We start from the raw sequence: 12,531 nt of genomic DNA on the forward strand, positions 1-12,531 counted from the left end.
GCGCACCACGGGATAGCCTCCGCCCATGGCGAATGGGCAGTGGTTTCCCGAGGACTGGCCGGAACGCATCCGCGGACTCGCGGACGGCACGCTCACCCCGGTCGTTCCGAAGCGCGCGGCCACCGTCATGCTCCTGAAGGACACCGACCGCGGCCCCGCCGTGCACATGCTGCGCAGACGCGCCTCCATGGCCTTCGCCGGAGGCGCGTACGCATATCCGGGTGGCGGCGTCGACCCCCGCGACGACGAGCACCACGTCCGCTGGGCCGGGCCCACGCGCGCGTGGTGGGCCGAGCGGCTCGGCGTCGACGAGAGGTCGGCCCAGGCGATCGTCTGTGCGGCCGTACGCGAGACGTACGAGGAGGCGGGCGTCCTGCTCGCCGGACCGTCCGCGGACTCCGTGGTCGGTGACACCACGGGCGAGGACTGGGAGGCCGACCGTGCGGCCGTGGCCGCCCGTGCGTACTCCTTTGCGGAGTTCCTGGACCGCCGCGGTCTGGTCCTGCGTTCGGACCTCCTCGGCGTCTGGACCCGCTGGATCACCCCGGAGTTCGAATCCCGGCGCTATGACACCTGGTTCTTCGTGGCCGCCCTCCCGCCCGGTCAGCGCACCCGCAACGCCTCCACGGAGGCCGACCGCACGGTGTGGATCCGCCCCGGGGACGCGGCAGCCTCGTACGACAAGGGCGAGCTGACGATGATGCCGCCCACCATCGCGACCCTGCGCCAGCTGGCCTCCTGTGCCACGGCCGCCGACGCGCTCGCCGCGGCCCCTGGCCGAGACCTCACGCCCGTCCTCGCACAGGCCCGGCTGAAGGACGGCGAGATCGAGCTGTTCTGGCCCGGCCACGACGAGTTCACGAAGCACATCCCGACCGATCGTCCGACCGACCTCCCTACTGGTGGAGCCTCCGCATGACGGACGCAGCAGACCTTCCGGGCCGGTCGCGAGGCGGGGGCGCGATCTCTCGTGTGCCCCTCGCACCGCGGCGCGGAAACGCCGCGCTAGCGGCATGTCGGGCGCTGCGGAGCGCTGCGCCGGCCTCCGACCGACGACTCGACCGCCCGACGACGCCGACGGAAGAGAACACCGCATGACCGACGCAGCAGCCCTTCCCGGCCAGCCGCGGGGCGGGGTTCTCACCGGCCCCGCCACCGCCCGGGCCGTCAACGTCCTGGCGCCCAACGCATCGGCGATGACCCTCGACGGCACGAACACCTGGATCGTCTCCGAGCCCGACTCCGACCTGGCCGTCGTCGTCGACCCCGGCCCCCTGGACGAAGGCCACCTGCGCACCGTCGTGGACACGGCCGAGAAGGCCGGCAAGCGCATCGCGCTCACCCTGCTGACCCATGGCCACCCGGACCACGCGGAGGGCTCTGCCCGCTTCGCCGGGCTGACCGGCACGAAGGTGCGGGCCCTGGACCCGGCGCTGCGGCTGGGCGACGAGGGGCTCGCCGCCGGGGACGTCGTCACGGTCGGCGGTCTGGAGCTGAGGGTCGTGCCGACCCCGGGTCACACCTCGGACTCCCTCTGCTTCCATCTCCCGGCCGATCAGGCGGTCCTGACGGGCGACACCGTCCTGGGCCGCGGCACGACGGTCGTTGCGCACCCCGACGGCCGCCTGGGCGACTATCTGGACTCGCTACGGCGGCTGCGGTCGCTGACGGTCGACGACGGCGTCCACACGGTGCTGCCGGGCCATGGCCCCGTCCTGGAGGACGCCCAGGGAGCCGTCGAGTTCTACCTGGCCCACCGCGCCCACCGCCTCGCCCAGGTCGAGACGGCGGTCGAGGACGGCTACCGCACGCCGCCCGAGGTCGTCGCGCACGTGTACGCGGACGTGGACCGGTCCCTGTGGCCGGCGGCGGAGCTGTCGGTGCGGGCACAGCTGGACTACCTGGAGGAGCACGGGCTCATCTAGGGCCTCTCGTTTGGATCACGACAGGCCCCTAGTCCGGGCGCGGCGCCTTGATGCCGTGCACGCGCGCGTACTCCTCGGCGAGCCAGGGACCGAGGTCGTCGACGTACGAGCGCAGTACGGCGGGATCGCCATGGGGCTCGTACCCGAGGGCGGCCGCCGCCCGCAGCTGCTCGGCCCGCTCCGGGTAGTACGTGCCGAAGGCCTCGGCCATCTCCGCAAGGTCGCTGGTCCAGCCGTTCCAGCGGGGCATGACCAATGTGAACGCGGTGCGGACGAGATGCCGGGACATGAACCGCACGAGGGGACGCCGGGCGCCGTCGGTGTCCTCGGCGGCCGCGATGCGCTGCCGCCACCGGGGCAGCAGCAGGGCCAGATCCCCGTTGGTCTCGCGGGCGAGCAGGGAGTCGGGGCGGTAGCGCGGCAGGTACTCGGCGAGGTCCTCACCGAGCAGCGGCGTGCACAGACAGGCGACGAACCACCCCAGGTCGTACGTCTCCAGCTCGCTCAGCAGCCGCGCCCGGCTGTACAGCAGCGTGCCGACCCCGTCGATCTGCGGGAACTCCTTGTCGACGGCCTCACCGAGCGCCCGGGTGGCCTCCCGGTCCGCGTCCGTGGGCTCCTCCCGCAGCGCGACCAGCAGATCCAGATCACTGCGCCCCACGCGCGCGTTGCCACGCGGAATCGACCCGTAGAGGTACGCACTGTCCAGCCGTGCCCCGAACACCTCGAGCAGCCGGTCGCGCGCGACGGCGACGACGGGTCGGAAGGCGTACGGTACGCGCGCGAGAGAGCCCTCGCGTTCGATGCAGCCCTGGGCGTCGAGGCCTCTGGAGGTCGCGTTTTCGGACATGGGGTCACTGCACCAGCTCGTCCGGCGTTCGAGGACGAGGCCCTTCAGGCCGGAGCGGGGGTCTGGGGGCGGCAGCCCCCTGGGACGGTCACCGCGAGCGCTTGGCGAGCCGCTCCACGTCCAGCAGGATGACCGCCCGCGCCTCGAGGCGGAGCCACCCGCGCTGCGCGAAGTCGGCAAGCGCCTTGTTGACCGTCTCGCGCGAGGCGCCGACCAGCTGGGCCAGCTCCTCCTGCGTCAGGTCGTGGACGACGTGGATGCCCTCCTCGGACTGCACGCCGAAGCGGCGCGAGAGGTCCAGCAGGGCGCGGGCGACGCGGCCGGGGACGTCGGAGAAGACCAGGTCGGACATCGCGTCGTTGGTCTTGCGCAGCCGACGGGCGACGGCGCGCAGCAGGGCGCCGGCCACCTCGGGGCGGGCGCTCAGCCAGGGCTGCAGATCGCCGTGGCCGAGACCGAGCATCTTGACCTCGGTCAGGGCGGTGGCCGTGGCGGTGCGCGGGCCCGGGTCGAAGAGCGACAGTTCGCCGATCAGCTCGCTGGGGCCGACGACGGCGAGCATGTTCTCGCGGCCGTCGGGGGAGGTGCGGTGGAGCTTCACCTTGCCCTCGGTGACGACGTAAAGCCGGTCACCGGGGTCGCCCTCGTGGAAGAGCGCGTCGCCGCGCGCGAGGGTCACCTCGCTCATGGAGGCGCGGAGCTCCGCGGCCTGCTCGTCGTCGAGCGCCGCGAAGAGCGGGTTCCGCCGCAGAACGTCGTCCACGAGTTCTCTCCTTGTCGACCTGCTCAGGGGATCTTGCTCCCCCTTGGTACCAGGGGACCGTGTTCCCCGTATTGCCGGACGGTCCAAACAGTGTGATCTGTCACAAGGATGCCGCACACCTGTCCCGAGGTAAGCGGCAGGGGTCCAATTGGGGGCCGATCTCCCGGGTCCGGGGCGGATGTCAGTGCCGGGCTTTAGGCTGGCCGGGTGTCCAAATCGCCGGTGAGAGCACAGGCCAAGGGGGCTGGGCGGGTGGTTGTACGTCGTGATTCCGCTGTGGGCGAACAGAACTCCGGTGGCGGAAAGAAACCGGCAAAAGCGACGAAAAGCGCTCCGGTGAAGAAGGCTGCCGCGAAGAAGACCGCGGTGAAAAAGGCCGCTGTGAAAAAGACCGAGGCCGTCAAGAAAGCCGCCGTCGCGCCCAAGAAGGCGTCCGCCGCGGTCGAGGGCGCCCCTCCAGCGAAGTCGGTCGCCAAGCCGCCGAAGAACGAGTCGCGCACCGCCCTGGTCCGCCGTGCCCGCCGTATCGACCGCGAGCTCGCCGAGGTGTATCCGTACGCCCACCCGGAGCTGGACTTCGAGAACCCCTTCCAGCTCGTGGTCGCCACCGTCCTGTCCGCCCAGACCACCGACCTCAGGGTCAACCAGACGACCCCCGGGCTGTTCGCCAAGTACCCGACCCCGGAGGACCTGGCCGCCGCGAACCCCGAGGAGGTCGAGGAGATCCTCCGCCCGACCGGCTTCTTCCGGGCCAAGACCAAGTCGGTCATGGGGCTGTCGAAGGCGCTGGTGGAGCAGTTCGGCGGGGAGGTCCCCGGTCGCCTCGAGGACCTGGTCAAGCTGCCCGGTGTGGGCCGCAAGACCGCCTTCGTCGTGCTCGGGAACGCCTTCGGACGGCCCGGCATCACCGTGGACACGCACTTCCAGCGGCTGGTGCGGCGCTGGCAGTGGACGGAGGAGACCGACCCGGACAAGATCGAGGCCGCCGTCGGCGGGCTCTTCCCCAAGAGCGACTGGACGATGCTCTCGCACCACGTGATCTTCCACGGCCGCCGCATCTGCCACGCTCGCAAGCCCGCCTGCGGCGCCTGCCCCATCGCTCCGCTCTGTCCGGCGTACGGCGAGGGCGAGACGGACCCGGAGAAGGCGAAGAAGCTGCTCAAGTACGAGAAGGGCGGCTTCCCCGGCCAGCGCCTCAAGCCCCCGCAGTCGTACCTGGACGCGGGCGGCAAGCCGGCGCCGCCGCTGGGGGCCGGATGACGGGCGGCACGGCAGAGTCCCGGACCGGACGGGGCGGGCTCAGGAACGATCTCGGGCCTTCGGGGCGTTGGACTCGGCAGGACGGGGGTGGCGATGACGCGCGCGAGTAAGGCGAGCGCTGCATTTTCCCGGGGGGCGACCCCCGGACCCCCAGCAGAAAAGCAGGCCGGACAGCGTGACCGGCGGGGACATTGCGAGGCAAATCTGAGTAACACGCAGGGTGGACCGGTCGTGCTCAGCAAGGAGGGGCTGCCCGAGTGGCTGGACCCGGTGGTCCGGGCCGTGGAGACGGTGCAGCCGCTGCAGTTGAGCCGCTTCCTGCCACCGGAGGACGGGGCGGGGCGGCAGTCCGCCGTACTGATCCTGTTCGGCGAGGGCGAGCGCGGCCCCGAGCTGCTGCTGATGGAGCGGGCGAGTTCGCTCAGGTCGCACGCCGGGCAGCCGTCCTTCCCCGGCGGCGCCCTCGACCCCGAGGACGGCGACCCGAAGGCCGACGGGCCGCTGCGGGCCGCTCTCCGCGAGGCCGAGGAGGAGACCGGGCTCGACCCCTCCGGCGTGCAGCTCTTCGGCGTGTTGCCCAGGCTGTACATCCCGGTCAGCGGCTTCGTGGTGACCCCCGTGATGGGCTGGTGGCGTGAGCCGAGCCCGGTCGGGGTCGTCGATCCGAACGAGACGGCCCGGGTGTTCACCGTCCCCGTGGCGGATCTCACGGATCCGGACAACCGGGCCACCACCGTCCACCCCAGCGGCCACCGAGGTCCGGCATTTCTGGTCGAATCGGCCCTGGTCTGGGGCTTCACGGCCGGAATCATCGACCGTCTGTTCCACTACGCGGGCTGGGAGCGGCCCTGGGACCGGGAGAAGCAGGTCCCGCTCGACTGGCGGTCATGACAGGGTGTCTGCCGTGCTGTGTCTTCCCGGGGGAGATCGTGCTCGGTCGCTGCTGCGCGGCGGGCCGGCCCCCGGCCGACCTGAGGTGACCGCAGAGTGATGAGGCGAGGCTCGAACCGGTGAACGTGCTGGACATCCTGTTGCTGGTCGCCGCCGTGTGGTTCGCGATCGTGGGCTACCGCCAGGGGTTCGTCGTCGGCATCCTGTCGGTGATCGGCTTCCTGGGCGGCGGTCTCGTCGCCGTCTACGTCCTGCCCGTCATCTGGGACGCACTGACCGACAACGCCGAGGTGAGCACGACGGCCGCAGTCGTCGCGGTGGTCGTCGTCATCGTCTGCGCCTCCGTCGGCCAGGCTCTGACCACCCATCTCGGCAACAAGCTGCGCCGCTACATCACCTGGTCCCCGGCCCGCGCCCTGGATGCGACCGGCGGCGCCCTCGTCAACGTCGTGGCGATGCTCCTCGTGGCCTGGCTGATCGGCTCGGCGCTGGCCGGCACGACCCTGCCGACCCTCGGCAAGGAGGTCCGCGGCTCCAAGGTGCTCCTCGGTGTCGCCCGGGCCCTGCCCGACCAGGCCGACACCTGGTTCGCGGACTTCTCCTCGGTTCTCGCGCAGAACGGCTTCCCGCAGGTCTTCAGCCCGTTCTCGAACGAGCCGATCAACGACGTCCGTCCCCCCGACCCGGCCCTCGCGAACAGCCCCGTGGTCACGCGCGCGAAGCGCTCCATCGTCAAGGTCATGGGCACCGCGCAGAGCTGCGGCAAGGTCCTGGAAGGCAGCGGCTTCGTCTTCGGCGACCGCCGCGTCATGACCAACGCGCACGTGGTCGGAGGCGTCGACGAACCCACCGTCCAGATAGGCGGCGAGGGCAGGAAGTACGACGCGACGGTCGTCCTCTACGACTGGCACCGCGACATCGCCGTACTCGACGTACCCGATCTCAAGGCGCCCGCCCTGAAGTTCACGCCCACGGACGCCCGCAGCGGCGACGACGCGATCATCGCGGGCTTCCCGGAGAACGGGTCGTACGACGTCCGTGCCGCACGCGTGCGTGGCCGCCTCCCGGCCAACGGCCCGGACATCTACCACCGCGGTACCGTCCGCCGGGACGTCTACTCGCTGTACACGACGGTCCGCCAGGGCAATTCCGGCGGTCCGCTGCTCACGCCCAACGGTCATGTGTACGGCGTGGTGTTCGCGAAGTCCCTCGACGACGCCGACACGGGGTACGCCCTCACCGCGGACGAGATCCAGGAGGACATCACCAAGGGGCGTACCGCGAACCAGCAGGTGGACAGCGACAGCTGCGCGCTGTGAGCCGCCGTTCCGGGAGAGTGGGGCGGGTCAGCCCCGGGGATGGCGCAGGCGTACCGAGACCCAGCGGGCCCGGCGGCGCAGAATGCGCGGAATGCCCACCCTGAGGTCCGTGCCCGCCATCTGCGGTGCACCGCCTCGCTGGTGGGAGCTCAGGCCACTGGCCGAGCGGCGATTGCGTGCTGCGTCACTGTAGTCGTGCGTCCAGCCCATACCCCGACGTCTGCCCCCGCCCCAAGGTCGATAACCGCCCCCTGGGCGCCCAATTGGCCTATGCGCCGGGCAATTGGCTGTTCGTAGGACACATGTTCAGATCCGGATACCGGGCGCATCGGCTCGGTCACCGATCGGGCTCGGGGTCTTTCGGTCAATTGGCCGGTTCTGCACAGAAAGTGCGCGTCTACCGGTCCGGTTCGGGATCCTTGAGCCAGTTGACCAACTCGGTTGAGAAGGCGACCGGATCCTCCTCGTGCGGGAAGTGCCCCAGCCCGTCGAACAGCCGCCAGCGGTACGGCGCTTCGACGTACTCGCCGGATCCGGCCGCACTGCGCGTGCGCATCACCGGGTCGAGTGAGCCGTGCAGATGGAGGGTCGGCACCCTCAGGGGGCGCTTCATACGGCGGTTGAACTGGATCCCGTCCGGACGGGCCATGGAGCGGACCATCCAGCGGTAGGGCTCGACCGAGCAGTGCGCCGTCGACGGGATGCACATCGCCCGGCGGTACGTCTGCACCGCCTCGTCGTCCGGCAGGTTCGGCCCGGACCACTCGCGGATCAGCTCGGCGACGAGCGCGCCGTCGTCCGCGGTGAGCTGCCGCTCCGGGATCCAGGGGCGCTGGAACCCCCAGATGTAGGAGCCCGCGCGGGTCTGCTTGACGTCCGAGAGCATCGCCGAGCGCCAGCGCCGGGGATGCGGCATCGAGGCGACCGCGAGCCGCCGGACCAGCTTGGGGCGCATCACGGCCGCCGTCCACGCCAGATATCCGCCCAGGTCGTGGCCGACCAGCGCGGCGTCCGGCTCGCCCAGCGAGCGGATCACACCGGTGATGTCGAGGGCGAGGTTCGCGGGGTCGTAGCCGCGCGGAGTGCGGTCGCTGCCGCCGACACCGCGCAGGTCCATGGCGACGGCCCGGAAGCCCGCCTCAGAAAGAGCGGCCAGCTGGTGCCGCCACGTCCACCAGAACTGCGGGAAGCCGTGCAGCAGCAGCACCAGCGGCCCGTCACCGGCCTCGGCGATGTGGAAACGGGCGCCGTTGGCGGCCACGTCCCGGTGGGTCACCTTGGTCCCGTCGGGCAGGGCGTCCGGTCGTACGACCGAGGTGGGTTGCGCCGAAGGTGATTGCCCCGCAGGGGTGGAGGAGCCCGTCATGAGGACGAGCGTGCCACAGCCTCGATGGCCGCGGGGGCCCGGTCCTCGAGCGCCGGGGTCTGAGGCAGCTCCGGCCGCGGGTGCGGCTTGGCCTTCTGCAGGACCCCTGCGGTCTCCTTCATCGACGCCGCGACCTTCTGCGGGCCCTTGCTCTTCTTCGCCTTCTTCGCGAAGACCGTGCCGATCAGCGCGAGGGCGACCGCGACCAGCACATTCGCCGCGAAGGACAGCAGGAAGCAGATCGCGAGGTTCCAGTCGCTCCAGGTCCGGATGCCGTACGCCAGCGCGAAGTTGAGCATCGGCAGGGAGAACACCAGGACCGCGCCGGCCGCGGTGAACGCGCCGCCGCTCGTCGCACCGCGCTTGACGTCCTGCTTGAGCTGCGCTTTGGCCAGCGCGATCTCGTCATGCACCAGCGCCGACATCTCGGTCGTCGCGGAGGCGAACAACTGGCCGATGCTGCGTTCGGCGCCGACCGGGCTGCCGTCGGGTGCGCTCATCGCGGTCTCCCTCACTCTCTTTTTGTACCGTCTCGTCAGATCATGCCGGACGGTCGTCCTCGTCGCCTGCCCCGCCCGGTACTTCGGCAAGCGCGCGTCGTTCGGCGGCCTTGCGTTCGGCGGTCCGGCGGTGCTCGGCGGCCTTGTTCTCGTAGATCGCGGCCATTCGCAGGTGGTACGCCGGGTCGTCCTCCTCGTAGATGTCCGGGATGCCGTCGAGGTCCTCGTCGCGCTCCTCGGCCTCGCACAGCCTGCGGTACTTGACGTTCCGGATCTTCAGCAGCACCGTCGCCAGGGCCGCCGCGATGAGGGAGCCCGTCAGCACGGCGGCCTTGACCTCGTCGGTCAGTACGGCGTCCCCGTCGAAGGCGAGTTCGCCGATCAGCAGCGACACGGTGAAGCCGATGCCGGCCAGCGTCGCCACCGCGAACACGTCGGCCCAGGCGAGGTCGTCGCTGAGCGAGGCCCGGGTGAAACGGGCCGTCAGCCACGTACCGCCGAAGATCCCGAGCGCCTTGCCGACGACGAGCCCGAGGACCACGCCCAGTGTCTCCGGCTTGGTGAACACGTCGCCGAGCGCGCCGCCCGAGATCGTGACACCGGCGCTGAACAGAGCGAAGAGGGGGACCGCGAGGCCCGCCGACAGGGGCCGCACGAGATGCTCGATGCGCTCGCCCGGGGAGTGCGCCTCGCCCTCGTGGCGGTGGCAGCGCAGCATCAGGCCCATCGCCACGCCCGCGATCGTCGCGTGGAGGCCGCTGTTGTACATCAGTGCCCAGATGACGAGCGCGAGCGGGACGTACACGTACCACCCGCGTACGCCCTTCCTCAGCAGCAGCCAGAAGACGGCGAGGCCCACGACCGCGCCGCCCAGCGCGGCGAAATTGATGGTGTTCGTGAAGAAGACCGCGATGATCAGGATCGCGAAGAGGTCGTCCACGACCGCGAGGGTGAGCAGGAAGGCCCGCAGGGCGCTCGGCAGCGACGTACCGATGACGGCGAGCACCGCCAGCGCGAACGCGATGTCGGTGGCGGTGGGGACCGCCCAGCCCTGGAGCGAGCCGCCGCCGCTCAGGCTGGTGAGGGTGTAGACGAGCGCCGGTACGGCCATCCCGCACAGGGCCGCGACGACCGGCAGCACGGCTGCCCTGGGGTCCCGGAGATCACCGGCGACCAGCTCGCGCTTGAGCTCGATGCCGGCAACGAAGAAGAACACCGCGAGCAGCCCGTCGGCGGCCCAGTGCACGACCGACAGATGCAGGCCGAGGGCCTCGGGGCCGAAGTGGAAGTGGCTGACGCTCTCGTAGCCGTCGTGCAGCGCGGGTATGTTCGCCCAGATCAGCGCCGTGATCGCGGCCATGAGCAGCAGTACGCCGCCGACGGTCTCGGTGCGCAGCGCATCCGCGACGAAGGTGCGCTCGGGCAGGGACAGACGGCCGAGAACCTTGCGGGGGGCGGTGGTGCGGGGCGCGGTCACGAGGGAGACCTCCGGTCGGTGGGCAGGGAAGTGCTGCTTGCCGACCAGACTTCCCGGCACACCTTGAGGGTCACACAGTTTTGCTTAGTTTACCTAAAAGGGGCGCCCGGCGCGTTTCCACGCCGGGCGCCCCCTGGGAGCTGGGGAAACCTCAGTCCTCGCTGGGCGCCGCCGGGAGCTTCGCCTGGATGAGGTCCATCACCGTCGAGTCCGTCAGCGTCGTCACATCGCCGAGCTGGCGGTTCTCCGCGACGTCCCGCAGCAGACGCCGCATGATCTTGCCGGAGCGGGTCTTCGGCAGTTCCGCCACCGGCAGGATCCGCTTCGGCTTGGCGATCGGACCGAGGGTGGCGCCCACGTGGTTGCGCAGATCGGCGACGAGGCCCTCGTCCTCGGCGTTCGCCGTGCCGCGCAGGATCACGAAGGCGACGATCGCCTGACCCGTCGTCTCGTCCGCCGCGCCGACGACGGCCGCCTCGGCGACCGACGGGTGGGAGACGAGCGCGGACTCGACCTCGGTGGTGGAGATGTTGTGCCCGGAGACCAGCATGACGTCGTCCACGCGGCCCAGCAGCCAGATGTCGCCGTCGTCGTCCTTCTTCGCCCCGTCACCGGCGAAGTACTTGCCCTCGAACCGCGACCAGTACGTGTCGAGGAAGCGCTGGTCGTCGCCCCAGATGGTGCGCAGCATGGACGGCCACGGCTCGGTGAGCACCAGGTAGCCACCGCCGCCGTCGGGCACCTCGTTCGCCTCGTCGTCCACGACGGTCGCGGAGATACCGGGCAGCGGCGTCTGCGCGGAGCCCGGCTTGGTCGCCGTGACGCCCGGCAGCGGCGAGATCATCATCGCGCCGGTCTCGGTCTGCCACCAGGTGTCCACGATCGGCGTCCGGTCGGCGCCGATGTGCTTGCGGTACCAGATCCAGGCCTCGGGGTTGATCGGCTCACCGACCGAGCCGAGGACGCGGAGGGAGGAGAGGTCGAACTTCGCGGGGATGTCGTCGCCCCACTTCATGAACGTACGGATCGCCGTCGGCGCCGTGTACAGGATCGTCACCCCGTACTTCTGCACGATCTCCCAGAACCGGCCCTGGTGCGGGGTGTCCGGCGTGCCCTCGTACATGACCTGGGTCGCGCCGTTGGCCAGCGGCCCGTAGACGATGTACGAGTGCCCGGTGACCCAGCCGACGTCGGCCGTGCACCAGTAGACGTCGGTCTCCGGCTTGAGGTCGAAGACGGCGTGGTGGGTGTACGCGGTCTGGGTGAGGTAGCCGCCGGAGGTGTGCAGGATGCCCTTCGGCTTACCCGTCGTGCCGGAGGTGTACAGGATGAACAGCGGGTGCTCGGCGTCGAACGCCTCCGGGGTGTGCTCGGCCGACTGCCGCTCGACGATCTCGTGCCACCACACGTCCCGGCCCTCGGTCCAGGCGACCTCCTGGCCGGTACGGCGGACCACCAGCACGTGGTCGACGTTGTCCACCTTGCCGATCGCCTCGTCGACGGCCGGCTTGAGCGCGGAGGGCTTGCCGCGCCGGTAGCCGCCGTCGGAGGTGATGACGACCTTGGCGTCGGCGTCCTGGATGCGCGTGGCGAGGGCGTCGGCGGAGAAACCGCCGAAGACGACGGAGTGTGCAGCACCGATCCGGGCGCAGGCCAGCATCGCGATCGCCGTCTCCGGGATCATCGGCATGTAGACGGCGACCCGGTCGCCCGCCTGGACACCGAGCTCCAGCAGCGCGTTGGCGGCCTTGCTCACCTCGTCCTTGAGCTCGGCATAGGTGAGGGCACGGCTGTCGCCGGGCTCGCCCTCGAAGTGGATGGCGACACGGTCGCCGTTCCCCGCCTCGACATGCCGGTCCACGCAGTTGTACGCGACGTTGAGCTCGCCGTCCTTGAACCACTTGGCGAACGGCGGGTTCGACCAGTCCAGCGTCTCGGTCGGTTCCTTGGCCCAGGTCAGCCGCCGGGCCTGCTCGGCCCAGAAGCCGAGCCTGTCAGCCTTGGCCTGTTCGTACGCCTCTGCCGTGACGTTGGCGCCCGCGGCCAGGTCAGCCGGCGGCGCGAAGCGTCGCTCCTCCTTCAAGAGGTTGGCCAGGCTTTCGTTGCTCACGACATCTCCCTTTCCCAGGGTGTCCGTTGTGTCCCAGGCCACAGCTCATCAGACCCGGGGTGCCGATGAC

Annotated in this window: 12 protein-coding genes; 5 read left to right on the forward strand and 7 right to left on the reverse strand. The window is 70.6% G+C overall.

What is annotated here, in order from left to right; genetic code table 11:
- The first annotated feature begins 25 nt into the window (after window positions 1-25).
- On the forward strand, window positions 26-919 hold the full coding sequence (locus tag EDD92_RS26230; RefSeq protein WP_123966539.1) for an NUDIX hydrolase: 894 nt from the start codon (window positions 26-28) through the stop codon (window positions 917-919).
- A 175-nt stretch (window positions 920-1,094) separates the two neighbouring features.
- Entirely contained in the window at window positions 1,095-1,925 is an 831-nt protein-coding gene (locus tag EDD92_RS26235) for an MBL fold metallo-hydrolase (protein ID WP_123966541.1), read from the forward strand.
- Between the two features lie 28 nt (window positions 1,926-1,953).
- On the opposite strand, the gene EDD92_RS26240 is transcribed toward EDD92_RS26235, so the two are convergent.
- Window positions 1,954-2,775, reverse strand: coding sequence for a nucleotidyltransferase domain-containing protein (locus EDD92_RS26240; protein ID WP_123966543.1), 822 nt, complete (start codon window positions 2,773-2,775; stop codon window positions 1,954-1,956).
- An 88-nt stretch (window positions 2,776-2,863) separates the two neighbouring features.
- Window positions 2,864-3,538 carry a Crp/Fnr family transcriptional regulator gene (locus EDD92_RS26245; RefSeq protein ID WP_030942386.1) on the reverse strand — a complete coding sequence of 225 codons (675 nt, stop codon included), beginning with the start codon at window positions 3,536-3,538 and terminating at the stop codon, window positions 2,864-2,866.
- Between the two features lie 252 nt (window positions 3,539-3,790).
- On the opposite strand from EDD92_RS26245, the gene nth reads away from it, so the two are divergent.
- The 3 genes from nth to EDD92_RS26260 all read left to right on the forward strand — a co-directional run bounded on the left by nth (window position 3,791) and on the right by EDD92_RS26260 (window position 7,008).
- Window positions 3,791-4,798 carry an endonuclease III gene (gene nth, locus EDD92_RS26250; RefSeq protein ID WP_260326763.1) on the forward strand — a complete coding sequence of 336 codons (1,008 nt, stop codon included), beginning with the start codon at window positions 3,791-3,793 and terminating at the stop codon, window positions 4,796-4,798.
- A gap of 204 nt (window positions 4,799-5,002) precedes the next feature.
- Window positions 5,003-5,689 (forward strand): CoA pyrophosphatase, encoded by a 687-nt coding sequence (locus EDD92_RS26255; protein ID WP_123970554.1) that lies wholly within the window; start codon window positions 5,003-5,005, stop codon window positions 5,687-5,689.
- Between the two features lie 119 nt (window positions 5,690-5,808).
- A complete protein-coding gene (locus tag EDD92_RS26260) occupies window positions 5,809-7,008 on the forward strand; it encodes a MarP family serine protease (protein ID WP_123966547.1) in 1,200 nt (399 codons plus the stop codon).
- 27 nt (window positions 7,009-7,035) lie between these two features.
- Here the strand turns inward: EDD92_RS26260 and EDD92_RS51360 are convergent, their stop codons facing one another.
- The 5 genes from EDD92_RS51360 to acs all read right to left on the reverse strand — a co-directional run bounded on the left by EDD92_RS51360 (window position 7,036) and on the right by acs (window position 12,503).
- Window positions 7,036-7,218 (reverse strand): hypothetical protein, encoded by a 183-nt coding sequence (locus EDD92_RS51360; RefSeq protein WP_078912721.1) that lies wholly within the window; start codon window positions 7,216-7,218, stop codon window positions 7,036-7,038.
- Window positions 7,219-7,405: 187 nt separating this feature from the next.
- Window positions 7,406-8,374 (reverse strand): alpha/beta fold hydrolase, encoded by a 969-nt coding sequence (locus EDD92_RS26270; protein ID WP_123966549.1) that lies wholly within the window; start codon window positions 8,372-8,374, stop codon window positions 7,406-7,408.
- Window positions 8,371-8,874, reverse strand: coding sequence for a phage holin family protein (locus EDD92_RS26275; RefSeq protein ID WP_123966551.1), 504 nt, complete (start codon window positions 8,872-8,874; stop codon window positions 8,371-8,373). The genes EDD92_RS26270 and EDD92_RS26275 overlap by 4 nt, the downstream gene beginning before the upstream one ends.
- A gap of 40 nt (window positions 8,875-8,914) precedes the next feature.
- Window positions 8,915-10,351 carry a Na+/H+ antiporter NhaA gene (gene nhaA, locus EDD92_RS26280; RefSeq protein ID WP_123970555.1) on the reverse strand — a complete coding sequence of 479 codons (1,437 nt, stop codon included), beginning with the start codon at window positions 10,349-10,351 and terminating at the stop codon, window positions 8,915-8,917.
- Between the two features lie 151 nt (window positions 10,352-10,502).
- Window positions 10,503-12,503, reverse strand: a complete 2,001-nt coding sequence (gene acs, locus EDD92_RS26285) for an acetate--CoA ligase (RefSeq protein WP_185124131.1) — start codon at window positions 12,501-12,503, stop codon at window positions 10,503-10,505.
- Window positions 12,504-12,531: the final 28 nt, after the last annotated feature.

Origin of the sequence: Streptomyces sp. TLI_185 (genome assembly GCF_003814765.1) — a bacterium.
Lineage (GTDB): Bacteria > Actinomycetota > Actinomycetes > Streptomycetales > Streptomycetaceae > Streptomyces.

Bases quoted from the DNA above. Each gene is read 5' to 3' on its own strand.
- EDD92_RS26230 (WP_123966539.1), top strand. From the start codon at position 26: ATGGCGAATGGGCAGTGGTTTCCCGAGGACTGGCCGGAACGCATCCGC.
- EDD92_RS26235 (WP_123966541.1), top strand. From the start codon at position 1,095: ATGACCGACGCAGCAGCCCTTCCCGGCCAGCCGCGGGGCGGGGTTCTC.
- EDD92_RS26240 (WP_123966543.1), bottom strand. From the start codon at position 2,775: ATGTCCGAAAACGCGACCTCCAGAGGCCTCGACGCCCAGGGCTGCATC.
- EDD92_RS51360 (WP_078912721.1), bottom strand. From the start codon at position 7,218: ATGGGCTGGACGCACGACTACAGTGACGCAGCACGCAATCGCCGCTCG.
- EDD92_RS26270 (WP_123966549.1), bottom strand. From the start codon at position 8,374: ATGACGGGCTCCTCCACCCCTGCGGGGCAATCACCTTCGGCGCAACCC.
- EDD92_RS26275 (WP_123966551.1), bottom strand. From the start codon at position 8,874: ATGAGCGCACCCGACGGCAGCCCGGTCGGCGCCGAACGCAGCATCGGC.